This is a genomic window from Methylobacter luteus IMV-B-3098 (assembly GCF_000427625.1).
Taxonomy (GTDB): domain Bacteria; phylum Pseudomonadota; class Gammaproteobacteria; order Methylococcales; family Methylomonadaceae; genus Methylobacter; species Methylobacter luteus.
Window position 1 is genome coordinate 16285 of record NZ_ATYJ01000015.1, and the last position, 25971, is coordinate 42255.

Below are 25971 nucleotides of genomic sequence, written 5' to 3' on the forward strand. Positions count from 1 at the left end.
CGCACCTTCGGTCTTAAATAAAGTCCTTCTGATCCTCGGCTTTAGGTCCTATAATGGCTTTTATAGGACCTAAAATTTCACCCTAAAAACCGCAGCCCCTTTCATCACAATAATTAAGGCATAAACCGCCATGGCCGATTTGCCGATCCAGAACCCAGAACGTGCTCTCACCGCTGCCGAATTTCATCGGCTGGCCGACGTGCCGGCGGAACTTGAGTGGCTCGCCAACATCCGTTCCGAGAAAACCCGACGGGCCTATCAAAACGACTTGCGGGATTTTTCGCGTTTTGTCGGCCTCGAACAGCTGGATGAGTTTCGCATCGTCACCCGGGCCCACATCATCGCCTGGCGTCAAACCCTTGGGCAACGCCGGTTCGCCGAGGCCACAGTGCGCCGCAAGCTGTCAGCCTTGTCGTCGCTGTTCGACTATCTGTGCGAGAAAAACGCCGTGACCCACAATCCGGTCAAGGGCGTGAAGCGCCCTCTGGCCAATAGTCATGAAGGCAAAACGCCAGCCCTGAGCAACGAACAGGCCCGGCGGCTGCTGGAAGCGCCGCCTGAGGATACCCTGAAAGGCAAACGCGACCAGGCAATGCTGGCCACCCTGCTCTACCATGGCTTGCGACGCCAGGAACTGTGCAATCTGCGGATCAAGGACTACCAGCGGCGCACCGGCGTGATGATGTTCCATGTCCACGGCAAGCGCAGCAAGGAACGCTTCGTGCCGGTCGAGCCCCGGACCCAGCGCCTGCTGGCCGCCTATCTGGACGTGGCGGGCCATAGCGGCGAATTGGACGGGGCCTTGTTCCGGCCCGTGAAAAACAACACCACCGGCGATCTCAGTAAACCGCTCAATCCGCGTTCCGTGTATCGGGCGGTGCTGGGCTACGCCAAGCAGGTCGGCATCACTTTGGATACGCATGGCTTCTGCGTGCATTCGCTGCGAGCCACGGCCGCGACCAACGCGCTGGAGCACCAGGCCGATATTGCCAAGGTCCAGGAATGGCTGGGCCATGCCAATGTGTCCACGACTCGGCTTTACGATAAGCGCCACAGTCGGCCGGAGGACAGTCCGAGTTTCAAGGTCGCCTATTGAATGAGGCCACTGTTGAAGCATCATACTTTTACTGGGGTGACCAAGGAACACGGAAACAACCATATGCTCAGACCGAATCGATCCGATTGAACCCTCGGAATTTGCGCAGGATTTGTCAGGGAATATCGGAACAGACCCTATCCTGACGCTAAGTTGCTCGCATCCAAGCCCGGTAGGGATGTACTCCAACTGGACATGGCCGGCCCAGCAGGGAGTCCAAGCTCGCAAGCGCCGCTTAGCATACGATTTTTTCCGAATGCTGCGGCCACCCCTTACTGGCCAAATTTAAAATATCCGGGCCACGGCCATTTTCAAAGACGAGCCGCTACAGTTAGTAGCAGACATTTATAAAGCTAATCATTAACTAAACAATTTAGACTAGAAAAAACGAGCTTACATAACAACTTCTATTTTAGCTTTTCTTGCGAGTTCGCGAGCTTCTATTCTATCCTCAACAGATTGTTGAACCATTCTTTCAATTTTATTTCGAAGATCCTTGGATTTTGGTATAGGAAGTAGAAGTTCATTAACTCGTTTACCAAGGCTATCAATAATATCTTGAGTAAAACGCTTTGACTTTATCTGTTGAATCACAGGCTCGCTAGATAAAAGAGCTAATAACAAAAATGGAGACATTATATCTTTTCTATGCACTCTAATTTTATAAAGATGACTTTGGTAAACCATTTTTTCATCATATTTAGATACATACGCACATGAACCAATAAGATACGTACCATCTTTTACCATTAAAATATCGCCTTCTTTTACGTCTTGTTTTTTTGAAAGGCTTGAGTAAATTTCGTTAGAAACTCCATGCTTTGGATCTAGCTTTAATTCCCAATTAGAAAGATCTGATGTTCTTACAAATGGTATTGTGCCTGTCCCATAAGCTAATTTGCCAACCTCATCTCCTGTTGAAAATGAAATCACGCCATCTTTTACAAGTGATTCTATAGAGACAATATCATGTGTTTTTTCAAGAATTTTGAGCTTCTTTAGAGGTTCAGGGTTATAGTATCTTGGAGCCAATATATTTTCAGCTATTGAAGCTTCTGATATGTAATACCCAAGATGATCGTAATCCTCTTTCTCTATTTTAGACTTATAATTAGAAAGTGTCGTCGGAAGATCGTTATAAGGTATTTTGTTACCTCTGCTATCGTGCCCACACCATTTTACTTCTGCCATAAAAATATTCTGATTTTTAACATCTTTTTGTTTTTTATGGGCAATTAATAAACAAGTTTTAGTGTGTGTTCCACCTTTTCCACTGGTCTTGAAGAGAGACTCAGGCATTCCACAAACAGCCGAAATATCAGCGTTTTCTCTAATATATTGAACCACATGACTGGTTGATGAATTAGAAATCATGCTTTCAGGGACAACTATACCCATTCTTCCTCCTGGCTTGAGTAGCTTCAAACATAACTCGATAAACAAGATCTGTGGAGGGGTATTTTTTTGAAGAACTCCTGTCTTGGTGATCTTTCCAGTTTTTTTATCTATTTTCCACGTATATGCCAAGTCAAATTGTTTTCGAGTCGCATCAGAACCCGTTTTGATTTTTGCGCCGAATGGTGGATTCGCTAATACAATGTCATACTGACCTTCAAGTTCTAAAGATAATGGCTTCCCCTGTAGATCTTTCTTTTCAATTGAATCAGCGCAAAATATATTAGCTTTTCTTAGTGTCGCAAGTGCAATATGTGCATTTGCTAATTTTGAAAGATACTCATCTTTCTCAATTCCAAATAGACAGCTATTTATTTCTTGCCGATCAATGCCATTACTCAATAAGTACCTTGCTGCATAGCTTAGAAATCCACCAGGCCCACAAGCCGGATCTATTATTTTTTCTCCAGACTGTGGAGCGATAGCTTCAACAATCCACTCAATAGCTTGATGAGGAGTAAAGAATTGACCTTCAGCCATTCTTAGGTCTGAACCTATGAATGCTTGATATAGCTCGCCAAGAGGGTCCTTTTGAGGATTTGATAGATCTAATAGAGATAGCGCCTGATGGACATAATTAATAGATGTAGGATCTAGTAATATTTCTTCATCATTAGAAAAAATATGATCCAGCTCATTTTTGAGTTGAGAAAAGGCATTTCGATAGCATTTTGCAACATCTTCTGCCTCACTGATTGAGTTGAGGCAATTAGACTCAATTAACCTGACATGACAGAAGAGACATTTTACGACCTCATGAAGCAATGATTTATCACGAGTAATTCCAATTACTCTTCCTGCAAGATAATTCCTAATTCTACGGTAGACTTCATGGATTTCTGTATCCATTGATAATTCTAGATTCATAATATGTATTTTGTATTGTTAAAAACAGAAATTGTTTTTTCATAATGTCATTACAAATTATGAAAATCAAGTTGTTGATTAATTTTGACGCTAAGATTATTAAAATTTGTACAGATGGGAGTGAGTGTGGGGTGTAAATGATCAGAAGCAAATGGTGTTCTAAGTACAATTTGCAAGAGACCAAGAGGGCATCTTAGCCGCTACTTGGTCAATGTTCATAAGATAGAAGCCCTAGGCTTCTTGAGCTATTTGTTCTTCAACAATATCAAAGAGGAAATCGCCAAGTTCTTGTTTACGCTTGATAATATTATTGAATAGTTCAATTGTTTCGTTAATCGTTAAGTCTCCCTGAATACGATTACCATCCGATGACTGCCAGCATACGTTAGTACCTTTATGCTTGCCGCCTCTCTTCAGAGGATATAAGTGTCCAACTTGATAATCGGAGCGACCATGCACAACAGGACTTAGAAGAGTATTGAAATTTAAAGATTCCAACGTTACTGAGCATCTACTAACATTGAATGATCCAAGTAGCCCTTGATCGTTGAGCTTTTCCTTAATCTCTCTAGGAAATCCTTCAAATCCCACCAGTTCTGTTAGAAGCTTCCTTTCAACACTCCAACATTCAGTTAAAGTGGCATGTTGGAAATCGTCTGATAAAACTTCCCATCGTTTTGCACGGTTTGTTTTATCTTTTCCCGTTAACGCCCTATCTGTCTTATAAGTTTTTGTTTGAATTTTATCTTTTAACTGCTTATTAAGAGATGGCCAAATTATAGGTCTAGCTTTAATAAGCCACTGAATATCATCATTGAGTACCCATCCTATATTTTCAACTTTATGGACTGGATTAATTTTCGGATCAATATAATCAAATACAAATTCATATGGGACACTTGTATTCTCTAATAAAGAATTAAGCTCTTGAATTGAAAGTTCATTTTCTGAAACTTTGCATGCCACTGTGTTTAAACAATAGATAAAAATTTCACAACACTCCTCGAAGCTAGATGCACGCGGATCATTCCCAATTTTAAAGGTACCTTGAATAGGTTCAAACGAGCCTTCTTGTGGCATCAGAATTAATCCAGGCAGCCATCTTGTTTTCATTTTTGTTGAGCCAACCGTTAAATTAGTAAGCTCTATTAAAAAACTAAATCTTAAAAGATTGGCAACTACTTTCTCATGTAAGCGCTTTGTTGGTAAACATTCTTTAATTTTTTTGAGGGAAGTTCCGACTCGGTCAGTATCATTTAACTCTTGGGCAAATAACCAATCTTTAATTTTGGCAACAGAATAACTTTTAGTCTTTCCTTCTGCTTTAAGTCCACCAAAAGCATTACTTACAGTATTTCTCTCTTCCAGTTCTAATATTTCTTTTAAATTCTTACTTAGCGACATTCATTTTCCATAAAAATCAGTTACAAGTTCAGCCAAATCTATTTGAAGTGCTTGAGCAATTTTTTCAGCATTAATAAGGGTTATATTTCTCTCTCCTCTCTCGACAGCACCGATATAGGTGCGATGAAGCCCACAAATTTCTGCAAGTTTTTCCTGAGAAATGCCTGCTGCGATTCTGTGTTTTTTTAAATTGGAACCAAATACATGCGTGATGCTCATACACAAGTATTTTCAAGGATGATGACTAAAAGTCGACAGACTATAAGTAGCTCTAATAATCAACAGAGCGATACATGAAACAACAATACTGTTGTTGAGTTTTTGTCAGTGATGATAAGCGTTAAGCAATTAATAGATTTTAATGCTTTAAAAGCAGAGATTTGGTTATTGGCAAGGCAAGAATAAGACTTTCACAGGACAATATTTTGATTTGGCTAAACTAAACCGCACATATGTGGCGGTCACCGATCAGCGCACGGCGACGGACTGGGCGCACCAGATTCAACACCTGGTGGACAGGCCGGATATAAAACTGCAGCCTATCTGTTCCAGCACATAAATTTCGTCCTTGGCAAGCGGGAGGCGTTCATATAAGTCCATATACGAACTGAGTATTCTGTCTCGGCAATGTTTGGATCGGCGCATTCCCGACCAGGAGACATTAACAAGGAAAATCGCCGCCTGGCAAGAAAAAAGAAATGCCATGGTTCGCCCTATGGACTAATGTGGCTACACTCAAGAGACTGTGAAAGTATTGTCCTTTCCAATCCCTTATAATTAAGTCTCATTCAACAAAGCTACCCGTCATACAGTCATGTCATCTCGTCGCTATCAGCCGGTATTCAATCGGCAGCAAGAAATGCTGTTGCCACCCTCTATTGATGATTATGTCAGCCCCAACAATCCGGTATGAGCCATTGATGCGTATGTGGGTACGTTGGATTTGCAGGCTTTAGGCTTTAAAAATACGCAGCCAGTTACCCGGGGCTGGGCAGCCGCCTTACGATCCAGCAACCTTGCTGAAACTGTACTTATATGGCTACCTACGGAGTATCCGCAGCAGCCGGAAATTGGAACGCGAAACCAGTCGCAACCTGGAAGTGATGTGGTTGATCGAAGGTTAGCAACCCACGTATAAAACTATCGCCGACTTCCGTAAAAACAACGGTACTGCGTTAAAGGTCGCAAACCGTGATTTTCTGCTATTGTGCAAAGAGCTGGCGCTGTTTGGGGGCGAAGAAGTGGCCGTGGACGGTAGCTTTTTCAAAGCCAATGCCAACAAAGCCGGGATTTACACCGAGGACAAGCTCAACAAGCAACTGGCGTATCTGGATAAGAAAATCGCCGACTATAACGCGCAAATCGCGGTAGATGGCAAACACAAATTGATTATCGCTGAAGCAGTGACGCAAGATGGCAATGATGCCCATCAATTAGTGCCAATGCTGGAAAAGGCGCAATATATTTTGCAGTCAGCCGACCTGACGGGATTCACCGACAGGGGTTATTACGAAGGCAGCCAGCTGATGGCTTGCGAAGCGCAAAACATGACCGTTTATGCCACGATTCCAGGGACATCAAAAGCCACCTCGGGGCCAAGCCGCTTTACTCGTGAGCAGTTCAAATACCCCGCCGAACAAGACTGCTATGTTTGTCCGTAAGGCAATGCCTTGACAGTCCGCGGTCAGCCCCTGCTGAGAAACGGTAAATGGCTCACTTACTATAAAAGTCATGCTGCAGATTGTCGCCACTGCCCATTACGCAAACAGTGTTTGACCGAAAAAGCCAGCCACAAGCACATGGAACGTTGGGAACATGAAGCCGTGATCGAGCGCCATAAACAGCGGATGGCACAAGCGCCAGACAGTATGAGAAAACGCGGCGCATTGGTTGAACATCCCTTTGATACCCTCAAGCATCGTGTCAGCATGCATCATTTTCTGATGCGCGGCCTGGAAAAATGCCTTAGTGAATTCAGCTTAATGGTGCTGGGCTACAATTTCGCGCGGGTATTGAATATTCTCGGGGCTGACACGTTGAGGGATTATTGCGCCCATTGTTCAGGAAATACCCTAATCAATGAGGCACAGGCATAGATAAAGGAGGATTTCGTCTCTGTTTGGGCCAAAAATCAGGCTGTCAACAAAAATACATTAGTCTTTATTCAAAATGCTGTCTTAATCGGTTTATAAACAGGAGTATGGCCGCTATATTGATTTGCCCAGTTGCATTTCACTAAATTCTTGATAAAAACTTTGAAGTTTTGATCTTTGATCAACGGACATAAATCCATAATCGCATAATCGAAAACTAGCCGCTTGAGCTCCTTCGGCCATAATGCCAAGTGCATTTGTTTTTGGCATAGATATTAGAGCTGTTGGTACGCTTGATGGTCTAAAAGATTTAGGTAGGGAACTCTTCAGCCAAGACTCTTCATCGTCAGGAGGACGCCCAATAGATACCCCCACCTCCTTGATTTTCGCATAGTCCTCGAGCAGGGCCGCGAGTGCATTTACATAAAGCGGTTGAGCTAGATCACCAGTCAATCGGAGTAGGCGGTCTTCTACACCGAGACTTTCGACAGTTTCTGAGTTGCCTGGTGGAAAATCAAGAGATGAAAGAACAGACAATGGTTTGCCGGCATTTGATAAAAACCAACATGCAACGTTACCAAGGCGATCTCCATGAGGATTATGGATTAGAACTTCCAAGAGAGGAAGCAGTGCCAAATTATCAGCGATTCCAGCGTCCTTAAAAAGCCGTCCGTTGAGTCTTAATCCAGTGAACGCGCCGGGTAACGCGGTCGCTGAAGTTAATGCATCTATCGGGGATAGGCTGATTTCTGGCCAGCTCCTGTGCCGCCTGAAAAACTCGCGATTAGCTATGTATAGAATCTTTTCATGAAAGACCCAGAACTTGCCAGAGTAATAATCTAGTACTTCAATCAGAAAGATTGGTGATTCTTTTATTACATCGCCCGTAAATTCATGTCTATCCCACCAGCGTTCAATATGACGCCTCCAGCAGTTTTGAGCAAAAAACCAGCCCCCTAACAGTTGCCAATTAAAGCGACCACCCACTATGGGACTAGATTCGACGAGATCCAACAGGGTAGTTTCTGGCCAAGTTTCTTCTTTACGCCCTTTTTGAGTAGATGTGAATTCACGCCAAATAATTGCTGGTATCGCTCCTCCAGAGACAGAGTTAACAATAACATTTTCCCTATCAAAAAATTCTGCTGCGTGTAATGCGCGGAGAACGCCTGCATGGTAAAGTGCTGCTCGATAGCCTCCCCCTGACAAGGAAATAAGATGGTAGTGGAGTTCGGATACTGATGTCAATTGTGTCCCCAAATTACGGTCGGCATGAGTAGGCTCTATGCGCCTAATATCTGAATTCACCGGACCGGCGCGGCTTTTTGAACAGGTCTGGTAGAATGATGGGTCGAGCGGATTTCTTTGTTCATTGCACAGATCGGTCAAGACCTACTAATGCAAAAATGCTTTAGCAAAGCAAAAAACACATCAGTATCAATCAGAGTCCCAATTCCGAAATTCCGATTTGGCCGCCAACTAGACTTTTGACAAGCTTAGAGCCAAGACATTCATTTTTTTCTTTAACAGCAATGAATCCATAACTTTTCAGCAATTTAACTGATTTCAAGTCATAGTATTTATTGTTCTTGATATCTTGAATTTTGCGCTGCTTGGGATAAAAGCGCCACCCGTTGTATTCGAAGTAACCAAGATCATTCAGGTTCTTGGTGTATTTAAGAACTCTGTTATCCCAGGATTTTTGTGAGATCACTGAGAACAGATTTTCAACATGCTCTACGCTACTTAACTTGCTATTCGACAACCAAATTGGGGTTCTAAGCCCTAACCACAGAAATATTGGAAAGCCATTAAATTCAATGAGCTATTATGAAATATCGAACAATTTGACGCCAAAAACTATAAATAACTCGCTTACGAAACAGTATTCACGGTTTTAGAACTCAGCATTTCATAACTTTCCGGTTTTCGATGCTTGGTTCTGTGTATTCACCAAGGCTGTAAGTGGCATTTCTATTCATGGCGACATTAAAACTTTCTGGTTTATGGTCGTTTTACGGAAAGTTGCAAAGCAAAACTCTTTTTCAGATTACCGATAACTTGCTGTATTTATTAACGTTACAAAATTTCTTGGGTTAGGGCTTAGAACCCCCATTTGATTAATTTTCAGTCAATTTAACTAAATTCCATATTTTACAAAAAGTTAGAAGATATTGTGACGAATTGTTTACAAGGTTATCCACAGAATTTGTGGATAACTTTCACAAAAAGTTAAGCTGATTGGGTTGCTATCCCATTTTCATAGCACGACGCGGCCGCTGTTCTTGTTTAACATCCTGCTTCTGCCCCTGTTCGAGCTGCTGCATATGCTCCTGGCGTTCATCCTTTTCAAGAAGTGCCTTTTTTACAGCCGCTATGGCCTGGCGCTCAACTCCGTCCCGGCCCAGCTCGCTCTTGGTGGCAAGATCATTGAAATCAGTAAACGCCTTGGGGTTCGCTGCTTGTTCACCAGGCGCAAAGATCGGGAAGATAGCCTTGCCACCAACTGCCTTTGCTGCTTCCTCGGCCTTGACGCGGCCGGGATTGATTCCCTGGGTAGCCGCTAGGTGCCGGTCGTCATCGCCAGCAATGATGATCGGCTTATCCGGGAACTTCTCATGCAGGGCACGGGCGACATGGGACAAGTTACCCGAGTCGAACGCTGCAACGGTAGCATGATCCAAAGCTTCGGATAGACTGGCGGCGGTGGCATAGCCCTCTGCTATAACAAGCGTCGGCGCTGCCGCAACAGCATCCATGCCGCCGACTGGATGGAAGCAGCCTTCCTTACGGCTGTCCTTGGCAAAGCGCTTAGTGCCGCCCTCCTGGATGTACTGCATTGTCCATTGCTTTCCTTCTACATCAAAGGCTGGGATGTAGGTCTTTTGCCCCTCCTTATCAGTTAGCGCCCCAGCGTGCGCCTCGATGCCCTTGGCTTCCAGGTATGCGGTCGGCTTATTCACTGGTATCAATGTTTCCAGTTGCCGACTAACACGCTGCGCTGTTGCTTCATGCAAGCGGTCTTGCTCGGCTGCCCGTTCAGCCAGCTTGGTTGCGGCCTCGGCTTGCAGTTTTGCTTTCTCTTGTGGATCTAGCGTATAGCCTTTTGATTTCCATTTCATGTCGATGCCGGTGCGGTTGTTCTTGATATAACCAGCAGGATGACCGTCCAAGTGACCAACATAAAAGCCAGCCTCCTCACCCTTTTTGTCGCCTTCGACGCCAATCCGATGCTTCTTGCCGTCCATGATCGGGTGTTCGCCGGTCACGATGCAGCCCAAGGACTGCAATGCCTCGGTAAATTCCTCTTTTGGTGTCATCGCCGGACCTTGCTGGTTTCGCATGTTGTCGGGCTTCCAGCGTTCGAGCTTTGTCATGTCAGCATCAGGGCCGGCATACCAGAACTTCGCCACCTTATCCCACATAGCGCCCGCTACCTTGGCTGCGACACGCTCGCCATAGGGTACGGCCAAATAAGTACGCTGGTCTTGGTCCTGAACTTCGACCGGTTTTTCTTCCATAGCTATTTGATTAGAACCCTGCGCCCATTTGGCGAAGGGAGCAGTTTCAACACCAGGCGGAATGTACCATGCCTGCTCTTGTCGGTCCCATCGTGCACCGAGGGCCTTGGCCTCGCCCTTTTCTCTGTAAGGCACATTGATGTATTGCCGTTCGGACTTCTGTTGATCCTGGTCGCCTCTCTGCGTCTGCTGTTCGCTCTCGATGGCATTGTGTTGTGATGGTTCCATACTGATCTCCTGCACTTGCGTCTGGTTAAAATACTCCGCAACCAGTTCGGGGTCGGTCGTTTGCTGCTGGTCCTGCTCCTGTACTTGTTCGAAGGCCAATACATAGTTTTGAATTTTTTCGGCATCGGCCGCTGCACGGAATATTTCAAGAGGATCGTCTTTCAGCGCTCTGATCCATGATCCGACATACGCTGCATGTTGACCTGGGTCATGACCGATACCCAGCTCATCGCCCAAAATCATGCTTGCAATCTCGGCCCGCAGTTCTTCTTTTGCGTACCCCTCACTGCCAAAAGGATGTGCAAGATCGCGATCCAGGCGTGACGAATGGCCAGTCCAGTGCCCTAATTCATGCAATGCTGTCGAATAATAGCGCTCTGCGCTTGAAAACAGCCCTTTATCAGGTAAGTGAATGCTATCGGTCGATGGTCGATAAAACGCTCTCTCGCCGCCGTTATGTTGAATATTGGCACCTGAGGCCGCTAAGATATTTTCAACCCGTTCAATCGGGTTCCAGTTCTGTTCTTTTTTCTGGATCGGTGGTAAACCGTCGATCTGTTCACCGTTGAACACGGTCGCGAAAAATACGCGAGGCCGTTCCAATCGAACGACTACCTTAAGCGGCTTTCCTTCCGTATCTAACACCGGCTTGCCGTTATCGTCTTTCTTGATCTGTTCTTCCGTGAATTTCCAGTACTGAATACCGGTCCCTTTCTCGCCTTTTCGAACCTGGCCACCGGCGGCCGCCGCTTGCTTGTAAGTCATCCAGCGTTGATCGTCATGGTTCTGCGACATCAAGTGCAATGCATTGATCCCCTTGTAACGGTTGCCGGTCGTCGGGTTATACGGCAGGAAGGAGCCTGATGCGCCGGCCTCCCACGGTCGTTGCCACGGCGCAGTTCCGGCTTCAAGCTGTTTGATCAAGTTCTCGGCAACGGTTTCATGATAGGGTTTCTTTTCATTCTTCTGATTCATTGAAATATCTCCCTGATAACTGGGTACTGCTATGTCATCGCTTACGTTCTTGGTGGTGATGGCCTCGACACTCGCATCTTGAGTGGTCTGCTCGTTTGAAACATCAGGAATCCCATGCTCTTGTTCAGCTTCTTCGGCTGCCTGACGCCTGTTCTTCTCGATCAGATCAACGACAGGTTTCGAAGCGGTGATGCGCTCAAACACCCCTATTCCGCCGCTGTTAGTTGGAATAAAGACCCGCTCGGCCCAGTTGATGCGCTCGATGAATGCGCCTTGCTCTTTCAGGACACGTTTTTCGGCATCGGTCAGATAACTGCGTCCTTTAATCTCGATCCGATCCTCGTGGTTGACTTTGGCCGTTGTGATTTCCCAGCCGTTAGAAAGAATGGCCTTGTTGCCATTTTTGATCGCATTGAACAAATCGCTGGCCGTCATATTGGACAAGCCGGAATCCAGCCCCAAATTCTTGAGCGTTTGCTTGGCCGCCTTTGGCCCTAACATTCGACCCAGCAACTGCTCGCCGTCATCGGTCTGCAGCCGCTTGATGGTTTCCGATCCCTCGACGCGATCCCAGATCGGCAGGATCGCCCCGACTATCATCCGCTCGGTTTTGGTCTCGGTTTTCGGCGCACTGGCGACTTGTTCATGCCAAAGCTTTTCGGCCTCGGCCTCATCAATCGCCCGGGTCAGCGTCACCTTCTGATAACGGCCTGAAACGCTCCGGTAATCCCAGCCACGACTCATCACATCGGCATTATCGATGTATCGATGATCGTTCTTTCTGATCGTATGCACGACGCCACGGTGTACCGTATGGCCTTCTGAGTCGAGCCTTTCGCCTATGTCGGAAAGAAAGAAGACCTCCCCCTTGTTTTTACCGAACTCAGCGACAAACCAGCCGCTTAAATCATCGGCATTGCGACGAGAGCCCGCCAAGTTCTTGGCGTCGTCCCATGAGTTATATTGAATCTCGTTGGTGACATCCAGCTCGACATATCGGGTCTGCGCCCCGGTATTCTTATCTTCATAAGCGACATCATCACGCACTTTTTTGATGCTCAATGCCGTCATGGTCTGCAAGCCAACGTCATACAAACCCTGTTGTTTAGCGTATTCAACGGACTCTATGAGCCGCTTTTCAAACTCGCCAAAAACGGCGTTCTGCATGTCGGTTTTCAGTGATAGCAGTCGATTCAAAAACTGCGGTATTGCCGGGATTTTGCTTTCATTCAACGAAAGATTGTCATCCAGCAGATTCAACCCCATTTGCTTGGTGACATCATGAAACGACAGATCGGTGTTATTGCGATAAAGGTCGCCGAAGAAATTCTTGAGTGCGATAGAGGCATATTCGCTTTCAAGATTGTCTGACGCCGTGAACATGCCTTGACTGGTCGCCTCGCGCTGGCCGCGTGTCAATGCGCCTAACTGATCCAGTCTGCGGGCAATGGATGATACAAACCGCTTTTGCGCCTTCAGGTTGGTGGTGGGCAGCACATAATGCGGTTCTTGCGCCTGATTGGTCCTATGGGTGCGCCCAAAGCCCTGTACAGCCGAATCGGCCCGCCAACCCGGCTGCAAAATGTAATGAATGCGTTTACGCTGATTCTCGGCGGTGTTGTCAGCGTGGAATGAATACCCGGTACCGCCTGCCCCGGAAAATACCAGAATGTCTTTTTTGTTGTTCTGGAATGCTTCGGCATCTGCTCTGGATGAGTGCTTACCCCGCTTTTCTTCAACGACCTTCAGATTACCCTCATCATCACGAACCTGGACAAACCGGCGGCTACGGCCAGTGATCTCGGCCACCTTATCAGAGCCGAAGGCATTAATGATGGAATCCAGCGGATTCTCAGGCACCCGGATTTGTTGCAGGGTTTCCAGCAATGCATCGCGCAGGGCAATCGCTTCACGATCAAAGACCGGGTTCCCTTCCGAATCCCTGACCGGTACATAAATGATATTGCCGTTATCGTCTTTGGACTCTTCGTAGGCCGCCACCGGAAAACCGTTGCGAACGTAGTCCATCAGCATCTGCCTTGGCGTGAAATCAAGATCCTCGAGCGCCCTGTCATTGGCCGTTGCATTGGCAATGATGCGTTCCTGGGCAGCCTCATTGGTGTTGACCAGTTGAATAACGGCGACATGGCCGGCTGCAAGTTGTTCACGAATATCGTCAATCACGCGGGGCGTTTGCATGGCCGTGATGATCTGGTTAAAGAAGCGTTGATGTGCGCCCCAGAACTGCGCCATTGCCGCGCTTTTCGCTGGACCGCTGCTGCCGGCCTGGGTAATCTCCAGCGCTTCTTCAACATTCTCTAAAACGATCTGCCAGGCACCGGCCAGCTCGTTGTAAATATCTTCCTGCAAGTCGGAAAGCGTATGTTCCAGCCGTTCGTAGCTCACGCCGTCGTAGGACAAGGACCGGGCGAGATACATGCCCATTGCCTTCATATCGCGGCTGATGAGCTCCATTGACGCGATACCGCCCTTTGAGACATCGCTGATAAAGGTATTCACATCGGCGAATGGCGTACCCTCGCCCCACAGACCTAGCCGGTCCGCATAGCTCAGGTTGCTAATCTCGGTAGCACCGGTGGCCGACACATAGGTAACCCGCGCATTGGGCAATTCTTTTTGCAGGTTGATGCCGGCAATCGCCTGCTGCGAAGGTTTTTTAACGCCACGTTTGCCTTTGATTGCAATGGCGTTGCCCATGCTATGCGCTTCATCAAACGCAATCACGCCATCGAAATCCTTGCCCAGCCAGTCGATGATCTGTTGGGTGCGCGTCTTTCCGCCCTTCTGCCCCAGATCATTGGCCTGTTTTTTCTCGCCGCCCCGCAGTGTGGAATAGGTCGTAAACAAAATGCCATCTGCTTGGATGATGTCATTACCGGCCTTGGTTTTACCCTGAAAGAAGATCTTGTTGGGATCGCCGCCTACGCCTGCGAAATCCCTTCTCGCATCCTCAATCAATCCCTCGTTGAACGAAATCCAGACCGCCTTGTTTCGGCCCTGCATCAGGTTATCGAGGATAATGCCGGATATTTCCCGTCCCTTGCCGACACCTGTCCCGTCGCCAATGAAAAAGCCTTTCCGCGAACCGTTAGGCAGCAACTGAGAATGCGCTTGTCCGGCATAAACTACAGACTCAAGCTGTGCAATGGATAACAATCCGTCTTGTATCAGATCCGCAGGCAGCACGGGCGTATAGATTGGCGCTGGCGGCTCTACAGCCGACATCGCCGCTGACTGTACCAGTTTTCCGGGATGTGGTTTTGCGCCTGGAATGGTGAGACGCTGAGGACTGTAATTGGCGAATACAGAATCAGTAAACTCGCTGACTTCGCCGCTCTTAATCTCTACTGTAACTGTTCCGGCCTTGTTGCTTTCACTGACGCCACTATTTCCTCCAATATCTGCGCCGCTGCTTCCTCCAGTGTTTCCGACAGCTCCATTTGAAACTCCACTCCCGGCTCCGATTCCGTCATTAACGACATCGCCAATGGTGGATTCGCCGCGAGTTTCGCTATCAGTAACAGGGGCTCCTGAATCTCCCCCGTGTCCAATAGATTCCGTTCCAGCGCCTCCCGCACCACTACCAAGGCCGCGAGCTCCGTCGCTGGGTTGCAAGGGATCTGGTACTGCTTGAGTATCCGCTGTGACTGCCGGTTGATTGAATTCTCGTTGAGAGTGCTGACGTTCATTTCTAATGTCCTCTAACAATGCGGGTAAATCGGCGACCGATTCGACTCTACCTGTCAAAACAGGCTGAGTCGTCGGCCCGGTTTTATCGATAACCAAAATTTGGTTATCGAACGTCGTGCCATACTTCGCATACTCTTTGCCGGCTATGCCGACATTGGCACGGACCTTATATTTTTTCTCTATTTCCTTCCACCACTTGCTAAATGCCGGTCGGTCCGCCGCCATACCATTGCCGACAACAGCCACCAACCGGCCGCCGTCCTGTAGCCGTCTCAATGCCTGCTCGATGTGTCTAGCGCCGTTCGATGTGTCGCGTTGCCCCTGCACACGCCCTGCTGTCGATGAAAACGGCGGATTCATGACAATGACTGAAGGCTTTATATCGGACGGTAGTACGTTGTCCAATTGCTCCGCGTTCTCCTTGAACAGTCTCGCCTGGGGGAACAGTGAGGAAAGTAACACCTGTCTGCGTGGCGATAACTCATTCAGAACAATCTCGGCTCCGGCAATCTTTGGCCAGATTGCCAAATCACCAGTGCCGGCAGACGGCTCGCCCATCACATCGCTGCGTTTGACGTTTGCCACCCAATTAGCCACAAACGCGAGTGCCGGAGGCGTACTGAATTGCTGGAATTCATCCATTTCCTCATCACGACGCGTTTGCGTGGGCAGTTTCTGAATACGCTTGGTTAGTTCGATTGCTTTGCTATTTGCCCATGCCGCGTCTTGATCAGTCCAGTCGGCTTTCTCAGTATTGCCAAGATGGATGTTAAAAGCCGCTTCCATCGCATCATAGGCGTCCTTGGTAGAATAGATGCCTTCCGCCTGAGTGCCGCCGAAAGCGCGATTCGCCTCGTCAGTTAAGAACTTGACTGTGATTTCTCCGTCCCTGTCCAGCTTTTCAGCTAAACGTAGCGCGAGAACATAGCGAGACTGATCAAACGATGCGGTTAATGAGTCCGTCTCTTTTGGTCGAATAACCGGGGATACTGCCGCATTCCCGGCAACCAGCCAATCATCGAATAAATCCCATTGATCCGGGTAAGATTGCTTAGCCATACTCGACTACTCAAGGTCTATCAGGTCAGCGCTACTCTCTAACGCATCGGCTTCACTGATGGCGTCCTCTTCAAAGGCGCCGGCTTTCTCGGCCTCGTCTGGATCAAACTCTACCTCAAAGCTTGGCGTTGTTTCTGCATCGCTCAACTTTTCAACGAGCACGTCTGCCTCAGACTCGATCCCAACTTCGTTGGCTGAACTGTTATTATCTTCACTTTGCATCATGGTTTTACTCCTCAATTACTGTCATTGTTACGGCCCTTGCTATAGTCCGGTCGTCCTTTTAGCTCAGGGTAGGTTTGCTTGCAGGTAGGGAAGTTGCTGCATCCCCACCAGAAATGGCCTTTCTTTTTGCTGGGCCGGCGTGACAAGCCGCTGCCGCATGCCATGCATTTATGCAGCGAGGACACCGGAACAACTTCTTTGCCGCCGGCGATGTGCACCGCTCCCTCGTTAGCCTTCTCTACCTGGTCGCGGATGAAAGCTTCCTGCCTGGCAATGAAGGTGGTCAACTCGGCGGTGCCTTGCTCGATCCCTTTCAACATCCGCTCATATAAGGCGGTCAGAACCGGGCTTTTCACGACTTCTGGAAGAGCGTCGATGACACTGCGGCCCAGGATCGTGCTGACGATCTGCTTGCCCTTAAGGGCCAAGAACTCGCGGCGCTTCAATTCGGAAAGAATGGAAGCGCGGGTGGCCGATGTGCCGATGCCGTCGCCTTCGCGCAGCATCTTCTTGTGTTCGGAATCGGACACGAATTTATGGATGTTCTCCATTGCGCGGGTCAGTGTGCCCTCTGTGAACCGGGCTGGCGGTTTCGTCTTGGCGTCCCGCCTGATGGCCGCGGTGCAGGTCACGCCGTCGCCTTGTTTCATGGCCGGCAGGTGTTGATTGCTGCCCTCTTCCGGATCTTTGCTGCCGTCTTCGTCGGACTCATGAAATACCTCCCGCCAACCATTACGGGTGACAACCTTTCCGCTCGCGGTGAAGGTTTCGCCCTCGACTTCTGCCGCCACGGTAGTTTTCATATACTCGTGCAGCGGGTAGAACTGCGCCAGGTAAGCCCGGACAATCAACTCATAAATATTGCGCTCCTTGTCAGTGAGGCCCGCCTTACTGCCTTTGTGCATCGTCGGGATGATTCCGTGGTGCGCGGTGATTTTTGAGTCGTCCCATGTTTTGGACTTGATGCGTAGATCTGTGCCGTCCACTATCCCGTCCAGCTCGGGATTGACGTGTTTGACCGCTTCCAGCACATCGACTGCGTCGGCATGTTGGGATTCCGGCAGATAGGCGCAATCTGTGCGTGGATACGAGGTCAACTTGTGGGTTTCATAAAGTGTCTGGCAGACGTTCAGCACATCTTCGGCACTGTACCCAAATTTGTTGGAAGCCAGGAGGGTAATATCAGACAGTGCGAAAGCCAGCGGCTGGTTCTGTTTCTTGGCTTCTTGCTTATACTCGGCAATGATGCCGGGCTTGCCAGTCACCTTCTCGACAAGCGCATCGGCAATGCCCGTATCGACGAGCCGACCTTCGGAATCGAGGCCAACTTGATCTTCTTTAGCCTTCCAGGCAGCGGTAAAGGGGCCGCCGACGTGCTGAATATCGGCCCGAATGGTGTGATAAGGCACCGGCTTGAATCCTTCTATTTCCCGATCCCTAGTAACAACCAAGGCCAATGTGGGCGTCTGCACACGTCCAACAGTTAAGAGTGCGCGGGAACCACCCCGCTGCGCCCGAAGTGTATATGCGCGACTAAGATTCATGCCGATGAGCCAATCGGCCCGCTGTCTCGCCTTGGCGGCATCGGCCCAGCCGGCAAAAGTGGTGTTGTCCTTTAAGGCGGCCAGCCCGCGTCTGACTGAAACAGCATCTTGTGCGGATACCCAAAACCGGCGTACCTGCTTGGTATTGCAGAAGTGTTCAAGGACCTCGTCAACCAGCAATTGCCCTTCCCGGTCGGGATCACCGGCGTTCACAATTACGTCAGCTTCCTTGAGCAGCTTTCCAATCGTTGCAAGCTGTTTTTTCGCATCTTCCTTGGGCTTGAGAATCCAGTTCGTAGGAATGATGGGCAGTTCATCGATTCGCCAGACCTTCCGGCCGTTCTGGCCGCGTGGTACGTCATCCGGTGTGTAGTCATCCGGCTCGGCCTGCTCGAGCATGTGGCCAAAGCACCAGGTTATTTTGTCGTTGCCGCACTGGATGAATCCGTCGCCTTTTCCAGTAATCCCCAATTCGCCCGCAATGGCTTTTGCCACAGACGGTTTTTCTGCAATAAACAAATTCATTCCCTCTCCTTACTGTGTAATTACCGGCCGAATCACGGCCTTGATTTGCGACCGATTGACCGGCCCGAAGTAGCGGCCATCGAAGGATGTGTCGCTCACATCGGACATAAGCAGCAGCTCTGCTTCGCCTAATCTGTAATGGTCAACATGGAATTGCGGCAGCGCTTGGCCGACAGTATCAACCTTGCGCGGAACACTGAGAGGAAGAAGCTCACCATTTACCCGTACTCCCTCATCATTAATCGCTACAATGTCGTTTTTAGCCGCTAAAATTCGTTTTATCATGTAGCCAAATCCGCCGGGACAGAAGCCGGCCCCGATGTATCCTCTTTCCTTCGCCTTCACAAACACGCCGTTTTGCGGTGGACAAAACATCACATAAGCGCCTTTAGCCACTGGCTCATTGCTGATCCAGTACAGCCCGATCGGGATGCTTTTCGTAGTGTTGATGCGTGCGCCGACGATGTATGCGGCCCCGCTGACGAACATGGCGGCAATACCCGCAACCGCGACGCCACTCGTAAAACGTTCCAAGATACGGCTCATATCTGAATATCCGCTTTGTACACTTGAATAAGCTTGTCACTCAGTTTTGGAGCCGGAATCGAAGCCCGAGCCTGAAAGACAGGATCTTTGAAATAGAGCGGCTGTTTTCCGTAGATGGCCGGGTAACCGGCAACGTAGATCACCATGTCACCCGCTTTTTCGATTTCGCCCGATGCGTTCTTGCGCGGCCCCGGCATGCGCAGACATTCATCGGGTGTAAGCAAAGGCCGCTGTACTTCTTGGATCGTGCGTGATACCTGCCCCATCATGGCGGCCGTGCGGCGGCCGCTGGTTGTAATCTGTTCCTTAATCACGGTGGTCTGCCCGGTCAGACGCGAAAGATGCTCGGCAGTCTCGACACGGTTAGGTGGATAAGCATTTTGAACGTGACAATTGGAGGTAATCTGCTCATCATGACCATATCCCGTTTCCCGGCTACGAAGCTGGTTGATATCCTGGCAAATCAGATAACACTTGATGCCGTAGCCAGCCACGAAAGCCAGCGACTCCTGCAGGATTTCCAGCTTTCCAAGACTTGGAAACTCATCCAACATCATGAGCAAACGATGCTTATAGTGGGCTACGGGCCGGCCATTCTTGAACTCCATCTTGTCGGCCAGCAGACGCACGATCATGTTCACCATCACGCGCACCAAAGGTCTCAGCCGGGACTTATCGTTCGGTTGAGTGACTATGTATAGGCTTATCGGGTCGTCGTGGTTCATCAGGTCCTTGATGCGAAACTCTGACTTGCTGACATTCCGGGCCACAACAGGGTCGCGGTACAAGGCTAAGTAAGATTTGGCCGTGGAAAGGACCGAGCCAGCCTCTTCTTCGGGCCGGTCCATCATGTCCCGAGCCGCCGATCCGATAGCTGGATGGTTCTGACCGTCCTGGTGGCCGTAAGTTGCCATTTCCATCCAAAGCTCGGCAATGTCACGGTTTGGATCTGCCAACATGGCATCGACGGATGGTAAAGTAGCCTCTGTACCTTCGTGTTTGACCTTGTAAAGCGCGTGCAGGATCACGCCGACCAGCAGCGCGAAGGCTGTTTTCTGCCAATGGGATTCAAGACCTTTGCCGTCTGGGTCAACAATGAGGGAAGTAAGGTTTTGTACATCGCCTACCTCGTTTTCCGTGCCAATCCGGACTTCATCCAGGGGATTCCAGCAAACGCCGCCATTGATCGATGCCGGCTCGAAGCTTAATACTCTATTTCTGGCGTACTTTTTTCTCCAGCCAGCGGTCAAGGCCCAAAGCTCGCCTTTCAGATCGGTGATCACGGCGCTGGCCGGCCATGCAAGCAGGGTCGGAATAACCAAGCCGACACCCTTGCCGGAACGGGTCGGCGCATACGTCAGGACGTGTTCAGGCCCGTTATGGCGCAGGTAGTAAAATTTACCATTTTTGTCCTCCCATCCGCCGACATACACACCGGCAGCAGTGGGCAACTCCTTGCCTGTCACGATTTCAAGAAAAGTTCTCGGCCGTGGCAATAGGCCCGCAGCTTGAATATCCTTTTGCCCGGCCCATCTAGCCGAACCGTGAAGGTACTCGCTTGCTTTGGATGAGTTCGAGGAAATAACCTTAGCTACGGCCACGCTAAGCAGCCCAACAGTGGAAACCAACATGCCAATACTTCCTGCCCGCATGATTTCATTCGGATACTGGCCGTACCACATCGATCCCCATTGCAAGATCGACCAGGGCGTATAAATATGGCTTACATGGGCGCCAAGGCTATCCTGATAGTTAAATGTGTAGGCGAAAAACTGAGTGGCCGATTGCAGTCCGGCACCAAGAGAAAGCACTCCCAAAGTCGGTAGCAGTTTATTGCCTTTCTTTTTGTCCCGAACCTGGGGACCAACCGCATTATTGTGTTTAGGTTTCATTGACTCCTTCCTTTCGATGTCCTGAGCGATCCTGTCGGATTGACCGTAACGGGATCGCCTACCCCGATGCGCTTCAATCGCCTAGTCGTAGCCTGATCGATAGGCAGCACCATGACTTCATCGCCATGTTTCAGTAGCGCCAAAGCATGCCCGTCGACATTTCTGGTACCGCCATAAGTGAAGGTGCCATTTTGTCCGTTATATAGAAAATGCTTCGGTATATCGTAAATTTTAAACCTCTTTTGCTCTCTCTCGTCAATATATTTTTCAGCGGCAACGATTTGTTCCGGTTTCACTCCTGCCCCAAAAACGCCCCGTCGCAGTGTGTTATCTGGTTGGGTTCCTTGCTGCTCCACGTGACCAGGAACATTACGCGGCAATAGCACTTCACTTCCGCCGGCGATGCGAACCACACCGAGTTCGGACAGTTCTCGCAAACGGTGCTGGCTTTGGGGCGGCGGAACTCGTCCAGGGCGTCCAATGTTGGGCTTCCCGACGATACCGGCGGAGCGTTCAGATGCTCCGGCTGCTCGGCTGTCGTTAGGCCCGCCTCTAAATCTGATAGCGTGCTGGTCGGCAGTGGATCCTGGTCCAGCGCGGCCAGTGCCGCGTCGATCAGTTCGTCCTCGGTCGGAAATTGATCCGGTTCGCTCATTTGCTTTCTCCTTCGTTGAAAGTTCCTGCCGCCGGCGCTCAAGGCCGGGATCGGCAAAGATGATGGGTAATTGTGATTCAACGGCGGCCCACACGACCTGGGCCTTGAACTCGGCCGTTCCATTGACGGTGATACGCTCGCCGTATCGCTCCATTGCCAGCCTGAGAGCCGCTTGTAGACCCTCGCTGTTGGTCTCGCGTGATACTTGCAGTTTGTCGCCATCGTCTCGTATGGCGCTCATGCCGGCACGGTAAATGATGATTCCCTTCTTCGTGATGTTGTCCAGTATGGGTACGTGGCCAGGCCTGGCTTGACCCTCGCCTTTGACGGTATTGCCTTTGAGGCCTTGGGCGGCCTCGCGGGCACGCAGGGCAGCCAGGGCCTCGCCATTGCCTTGCATGGACTCTTTCTTGAGCCAGTCAGCCCATGTGAGGCGTCTGTGCTCATCGTAGAATCTCTTCCGCTCCCTTCGATACTGTTCGTTGATTGCCTGGATTTCGTTGCGCAGAGACTTACTGGCTTGAGCATACAGCAGCTTTTTGGTCAGTCGCCCCTCGCTCAAGATTTTGATGGCCGCCCGCCGCAGTCGGCTCGACCGTTTGGCAGCCTCTATCTGCTCATCCTTCCGCTTTTTTGTCTTCTCCAGAGCGGCCGTCCTGGTAGCTGTTAAGGTTTGCTGTTCAGCCTTGTACCTGGCATATAATTCAACAGTGTTGACACGCAGACGTACTGGGTACTTCTGATATTGCCGCTTCACATTGATTTGCGCTTGCCGTTCGGACGATGCCTCGAAGGAACCAAGCCTGGCTTCCAGCTTCGGTTTAGAAAAATCGCGGGCTACTGTACTTGCTTTAACCATCGTTCCGTCGACGGTTTCGATGACCAGACCGTTAGCGCGTTCGCGCAACTCAAGGCCGTTTGCACGCATAGTTTGATGCAGCTCTGCCCAAGACTGAGCCTCTCGGATTTCATCCAGACACTCCCGTTTGATCCAGCCGATCAGGCTTTCGATACCGGCATGGCGTTCCATGTCGACCGCCCGCCCTTCGGCATTCCGCTTGCGCGATTCGTGGTTATCCGGCTCAAGGCCATAGTCTCGTTCAATGATGGTGCATAGCTCAGCCAAAGCTCGGTGCGGATAATACGGTTCGTGCATCGTGTGCCGTACTGGATGAATCTTGTTGATGGCAATGTGAATGTGCAGATTGTCCGTATCGTGATGTACGGCGCTAATCCGTTGATGCTCACCATAGCCAAGACCGGCACAGATCCGCTCTTCAATGGCCTTGATGGTGTCGGCATTGGGCTTCTCGCCCGTTCTAAAGCTGACGAGCAAGTGATAGGTCTTGTCTCCCTTGGCTCGAGTGTTGATGTGCTGAGTCGCCAGCACTTCATCAATCGCGGCCTGCACCGTTCCTGCTGCGCAGTTCGTGACCTGAACCTGCCCAAGTCTTTCGGTTTTTCCCTGTGTATCGGTGATGTAATCCGCCAGTCCTGCAAAATCGCTTTTGCCAAGCGACCGCATAGGAACATGCTTTGCAATCAAGTCGCCTCCCTGAGGATTTTAGCCGCTAAAAAATTCATGATTCAGCCCTTGGGCGAACCACCGACTTCATAACCTGCCCCATTTCATCCTGCGTGGACTCGATCCTGCTCAGCAACGCCCGGATTGTGGCCTCGCCAAACTGAGCAGTACGTCTGTCATTTGTCAGCCAAAGCTTCAGGAGACCGCCCAAACGTCCAAGATCGCCATTGATGCGTGCCAATTCGCGCACTTGTTCGAAGTCTACAATGCCTGTGACTTTATAGCCCCGCCCGACAGTCAGCAGAAAAGCAGACAGACTCATGCCCGCTGCCTTGGCGTTTGCCTCGATCTGCAGTCGCTCTTCTGGAAGGCAGTACACCTTGATGGGCGGACTTTCTTTCCGGGTTTTCTTCTTATCTCTCATCATTTCCCTCATCTAAAGCCGGCGGTAGCCGGCCAGCCTCGCAGAGCAGGATAACCGTTGAGTGCGTAGCGCGAATAAGGGCTAGTGAAGTAGGACTGCCAAGCTTGCTGGTGGGCCTACTTCACACATCCTGCCCGCCTTACGGCGTTCTTAACGCCATAAAAAGTACCCACTAGTCATTTCGATTTATACGCTATTTCCTCGCTGTAATAATACTATTTGATTTACGATATAGCGAAATTATATAAAATCAGCTTATAATGGCCGCTAGTGGCGCACCGGCAGAGTTACAGCAGTGCACTTATAGCGATGCGGTAGCGGTGTAGTTGCGCTTAAGCAGTGTTCTGATGACACGACAATGGATCGATAAAGATGGCAAAGAGCTATACCGAAGAACTGGCCGACTGGGTGAAGAAACGAGAGGATTCGAGGCCTCGACAGGACAAAAACATGGTAGCTTTCCTGGCCGTGCGTGCCGACGTGAAGGCGGCAGTTGAAGCTGGTTATGCGTTCAAGACCATTTGGGAGCATATGCACGAAACGGGAAAGATACCTTACCGATACGAGACATTCCTGAAGCACGTCCGTCGGCATATCACTCATGCGCCGGCCAATCAGGCGAAGCAGGCCGCTGTACCTGCTCCAGCCCGAGAAGATGATACAAAGACCGGCCCGAAGGCTGATGCTACGAGAACTAAGGCGCCTTCGGGACCAAAGAAGAACAAAGCCCGTGCAATGAGCGGCTTTACATTTAACCCAACACCAAATAAAGAGGATCTATTCTAATGGCCAAAATCCATATGGTTTTACAAGGTAAAGGCGGCGTCGGCAAGTCGATGATCGCAGCTGCAATAGCTCAGTACAAGGCAAGCAAGGGGCAATCTCCTCTATGCATCGACACTGATCCGGTAAATGCAACATTTGAGGGATATAAGGCGCTAAAAGCACGTCGCTTGAACATTATGGATGGCGATGAAATCAATACCCGCAACTTCGACGCCCTGGTTGAACTGATAGCGCCCAGCGATAGTGATGTAATTATCGACAATGGGGCCAGTTCGTTCGTTGCCTTGTCTCACTATCTCATCAGTAACGAAGTTCCGGCGCTGCTCCAAGACATGGGGCATGAGCTGATTGTTCATACCGTCGTCACCGGTGGTCAGGCTCTACAAGACACAGTAAGCGGATTTGCGCAACTCGCCGGCCAGTTCCCGGATGAATGCGTGTTTGTTGTCTGGTTGAACCCTTATTGGGGACCTATCGAGCACGAAGGAAAAGGGTTTGAACAGATGAAGGCATATAAAGACAATAAAGATCGCGTATCGGCCATTATCCAGATACCGACACTCAAGGAAGAAACCTACGGCCGGGACTTCTCGGAAATGCTGCAAGCCCGACTGACCTTCGATGAAGCCCTGGCAATGAAATCGCTGACAATCATGACCAGACAGAGACTCAAGATTGTGCGCACACAAATCTTTGGGTATCTTGAAAACGCGGCGGTGCTGTGATGGCGACTGACAAGATAGAGGAAACCATCAAGGAAATCGCAGCGAAGCACGGCATTGCCGTTGGCCGGGACGATCCGATCTTGATCTTGCAAACGATCAACGAACGGTTAATGCAGGACAGCGCAACCGCCCAGCAGGAAATACTGGATCGCTTCAAGGAAGAGATGGAATCCATCGCCCATCGCTGGGGCGATGACGCCAAAAACAAGGCAGAAAGAACACTCAACGCAGCCCTAACAGTCAGCCGTGAGACGATGCTAACAACCATGCAGGACGGTGCAAAGGCGGCGGCCGAGTCGTTGCGCCACGAAGTGGAATCAACAACAACCCGGCTCGCTTCCTCGATCCGTGAATCTCGGCGTGTCGCGATTATGAACTTGATAGCTGCCAGCATGACGTTTTTTGCAGTTGGACTTGCTCTTTGGGCTTTGATGTAAGGCGATCACGTAAAAGTATGGATTTAATCTGGCATGATTGAAATAAAATTCAAGGCCATAGGATGATGATATAGCTCTGATACAGCATCCCTGTAAATTCGATGGCAGACCCCGTGCTGCCAAACAGGCCGGATGATATTGCGAAACATTATGGTTTCAAGGCTCCGTTTGTTGGTGGATTGCCAAGGCAAATCCGCCTTACAATTCATCCACCATACGGCCATGTTGGATTGCAAGACCCCGTTCTTTGTTAATTACCATCTGTTTTTTGTTATTTT

19 protein-coding genes are annotated in these 25971 nt (G+C 49.5%); 8 read left to right on the forward strand and 11 right to left on the reverse strand.

What is annotated here, in order from left to right; genetic code table 11:
• Positions 1 to 199 precede the first annotated feature (199 nt).
• Complete coding sequence (locus METLU_RS0101620) at positions 200 to 1096, forward strand: tyrosine-type recombinase/integrase (RefSeq protein ID WP_231383525.1); 897 nt, start codon at positions 200 to 202, stop codon at positions 1094 to 1096.
• Positions 1097 to 1489: 393 nt separating this feature from the next.
• On the opposite strand, the gene METLU_RS24265 is transcribed toward METLU_RS0101620, so the two are convergent.
• The 3 genes from METLU_RS24265 to METLU_RS0101635 form a co-directional block, all read right to left on the reverse strand.
• Positions 1490 to 3418, reverse strand: a complete 1929-nt coding sequence (locus METLU_RS24265) for an N-6 DNA methylase (RefSeq protein WP_036242757.1) — start codon at positions 3416 to 3418, stop codon at positions 1490 to 1492.
• 231 nt (positions 3419 to 3649) lie between these two features.
• Complete coding sequence (locus METLU_RS0101630) at positions 3650 to 4822, reverse strand: hypothetical protein (RefSeq protein WP_027156696.1); 1173 nt, start codon at positions 4820 to 4822, stop codon at positions 3650 to 3652.
• The gene (locus tag METLU_RS0101635; RefSeq protein ID WP_027156697.1) at positions 4823 to 5041 is read right to left on the reverse strand and encodes a helix-turn-helix domain-containing protein; all 219 of its coding nucleotides are present in this window, start codon (positions 5039 to 5041) and stop codon (positions 4823 to 4825) included.
• Positions 5042 to 5252: 211 nt separating this feature from the next.
• On the opposite strand from METLU_RS0101635, the gene METLU_RS28920 reads away from it, so the two are divergent.
• The 4 genes from METLU_RS28920 (at position 5253) to METLU_RS27725 (ending at position 6918) form a co-directional block, all read left to right on the forward strand.
• Positions 5253 to 5381, forward strand: coding sequence for a hypothetical protein (locus METLU_RS28920; RefSeq protein ID WP_269209146.1), 129 nt, complete (start codon positions 5253 to 5255; stop codon positions 5379 to 5381).
• Between the two features lie 457 nt (positions 5382 to 5838).
• Positions 5839 to 5946, forward strand: a complete 108-nt coding sequence (locus METLU_RS29095) for a transposase (RefSeq protein WP_196806474.1) — start codon at positions 5839 to 5841, stop codon at positions 5944 to 5946.
• An 81-nt stretch (positions 5947 to 6027) separates the two neighbouring features.
• Complete coding sequence (locus METLU_RS27720) at positions 6028 to 6483, forward strand: transposase (protein WP_027156698.1); 456 nt, start codon at positions 6028 to 6030, stop codon at positions 6481 to 6483.
• A 111-nt stretch (positions 6484 to 6594) separates the two neighbouring features.
• Positions 6595 to 6918 carry a transposase gene (locus METLU_RS27725; protein WP_027156699.1) on the forward strand — a complete coding sequence of 108 codons (324 nt, stop codon included), beginning with the start codon at positions 6595 to 6597 and terminating at the stop codon, positions 6916 to 6918.
• Between the two features lie 111 nt (positions 6919 to 7029).
• On the opposite strand, the gene METLU_RS0101655 is transcribed toward METLU_RS27725, so the two are convergent.
• The 8 genes from METLU_RS0101655 to traJ all read right to left on the reverse strand — a co-directional run bounded on the left by METLU_RS0101655 (position 7030) and on the right by traJ (position 23748).
• Positions 7030 to 8304: a patatin-like phospholipase family protein gene (locus METLU_RS0101655; protein ID WP_081678995.1), complete on the reverse strand. Its 1275-nt coding sequence runs from the start codon at positions 8302 to 8304 to the stop codon at positions 7030 to 7032.
• Positions 8305 to 9164: 860 nt separating this feature from the next.
• On the reverse strand, positions 9165 to 16409 hold the full coding sequence (locus METLU_RS0101665) for a strawberry notch-like NTP hydrolase domain-containing protein (RefSeq protein ID WP_027156702.1): 7245 nt from the start codon (positions 16407 to 16409) through the stop codon (positions 9165 to 9167).
• Positions 16410 to 16415: 6 nt separating this feature from the next.
• Positions 16416 to 16634, reverse strand: coding sequence for a hypothetical protein (locus METLU_RS24270; protein WP_036242759.1), 219 nt, complete (start codon positions 16632 to 16634; stop codon positions 16416 to 16418).
• 11 nt (positions 16635 to 16645) lie between these two features.
• Positions 16646 to 18703 (reverse strand): DNA topoisomerase III, encoded by a 2058-nt coding sequence (locus METLU_RS0101675; RefSeq protein WP_027156703.1) that lies wholly within the window; start codon positions 18701 to 18703, stop codon positions 16646 to 16648.
• A 9-nt stretch (positions 18704 to 18712) separates the two neighbouring features.
• Complete coding sequence (traF, locus tag METLU_RS0101680) at positions 18713 to 19249, reverse strand: conjugative transfer signal peptidase TraF (protein WP_027156704.1); 537 nt, start codon at positions 19247 to 19249, stop codon at positions 18713 to 18715.
• On the reverse strand, positions 19246 to 21141 hold the full coding sequence (locus METLU_RS0101685) for a type IV secretory system conjugative DNA transfer family protein (RefSeq protein WP_027156705.1): 1896 nt from the start codon (positions 21139 to 21141) through the stop codon (positions 19246 to 19248). Before METLU_RS0101685 ends, traF begins: the two co-directional genes overlap by 4 nt.
• Positions 21138 to 23342: a TraI/MobA(P) family conjugative relaxase gene (gene traI / locus METLU_RS0101690; RefSeq protein WP_027156706.1), complete on the reverse strand. Its 2205-nt coding sequence runs from the start codon at positions 23340 to 23342 to the stop codon at positions 21138 to 21140. The genes METLU_RS0101685 and traI overlap by 4 nt, the downstream gene beginning before the upstream one ends.
• A 34-nt stretch (positions 23343 to 23376) precedes the next feature.
• Positions 23377 to 23748, reverse strand: coding sequence for a conjugal transfer transcriptional regulator TraJ (gene traJ, locus METLU_RS0101695; RefSeq protein ID WP_027156707.1), 372 nt, complete (start codon positions 23746 to 23748; stop codon positions 23377 to 23379).
• Between the two features lie 369 nt (positions 23749 to 24117).
• Between traJ and METLU_RS0101700 the strand changes: the two genes are divergently transcribed.
• From METLU_RS0101700 to METLU_RS0101710, 3 genes are read left to right on the forward strand one after another with little or no spacing between them, the layout of a single operon-like run.
• The gene (locus tag METLU_RS0101700) at positions 24118 to 24531 is read left to right on the forward strand and encodes a TraK family protein (protein WP_027156708.1); all 414 of its coding nucleotides are present in this window, start codon (positions 24118 to 24120) and stop codon (positions 24529 to 24531) included.
• The gene (locus tag METLU_RS0101705) at positions 24531 to 25256 is read left to right on the forward strand and encodes a nucleotide-binding protein (RefSeq protein WP_027156709.1); all 726 of its coding nucleotides are present in this window, start codon (positions 24531 to 24533) and stop codon (positions 25254 to 25256) included. The genes METLU_RS0101700 and METLU_RS0101705 overlap by 1 nt, the downstream gene beginning before the upstream one ends.
• Positions 25256 to 25693: a conjugal transfer protein TraM gene (locus tag METLU_RS0101710; RefSeq protein ID WP_036242762.1), complete on the forward strand. Its 438-nt coding sequence runs from the start codon at positions 25256 to 25258 to the stop codon at positions 25691 to 25693. Before METLU_RS0101705 ends, METLU_RS0101710 begins: the two co-directional genes overlap by 1 nt.
• The last annotated feature ends 278 nt before the right edge of the window (positions 25694 to 25971 follow it).

What these genes read in the sequence shown, in the direction of transcription:
- METLU_RS24265 (WP_036242757.1), bottom strand. Translation starts at nt 3,418, where the DNA reads ATGAATCTAGAATTATCAATGGATACAGAAATCCATGAAGTCTACCGT.
- METLU_RS0101685 (WP_027156705.1), bottom strand. Translation starts at nt 21,141, where the DNA reads ATGAAACCTAAACACAATAATGCGGTTGGTCCCCAGGTTCGGGACAAA.
- METLU_RS24270 (WP_036242759.1), bottom strand. Translation starts at nt 16,634, where the DNA reads ATGATGCAAAGTGAAGATAATAACAGTTCAGCCAACGAAGTTGGGATC.
- METLU_RS0101635 (WP_027156697.1), bottom strand. Translation starts at nt 5,041, where the DNA reads ATGAGCATCACGCATGTATTTGGTTCCAATTTAAAAAAACACAGAATC.
- METLU_RS0101700 (WP_027156708.1), top strand. Translation starts at nt 24,118, where the DNA reads ATGGCAAAGAGCTATACCGAAGAACTGGCCGACTGGGTGAAGAAACGA.
- METLU_RS0101705 (WP_027156709.1), top strand. Translation starts at nt 24,531, where the DNA reads ATGGCCAAAATCCATATGGTTTTACAAGGTAAAGGCGGCGTCGGCAAG.
- METLU_RS0101710 (WP_036242762.1), top strand. Translation starts at nt 25,256, where the DNA reads ATGGCGACTGACAAGATAGAGGAAACCATCAAGGAAATCGCAGCGAAG.
- traF (WP_027156704.1), bottom strand. Translation starts at nt 19,249, where the DNA reads ATGAGCCGTATCTTGGAACGTTTTACGAGTGGCGTCGCGGTTGCGGGT.
- METLU_RS0101630 (WP_027156696.1), bottom strand. Translation starts at nt 4,822, where the DNA reads ATGTCGCTAAGTAAGAATTTAAAAGAAATATTAGAACTGGAAGAGAGA.
- METLU_RS0101665 (WP_027156702.1), bottom strand. Translation starts at nt 16,409, where the DNA reads ATGGCTAAGCAATCTTACCCGGATCAATGGGATTTATTCGATGATTGG.
- METLU_RS0101675 (WP_027156703.1), bottom strand. Translation starts at nt 18,703, where the DNA reads ATGAATTTGTTTATTGCAGAAAAACCGTCTGTGGCAAAAGCCATTGCG.
- traJ (WP_027156707.1), bottom strand. Translation starts at nt 23,748, where the DNA reads ATGATGAGAGATAAGAAGAAAACCCGGAAAGAAAGTCCGCCCATCAAG.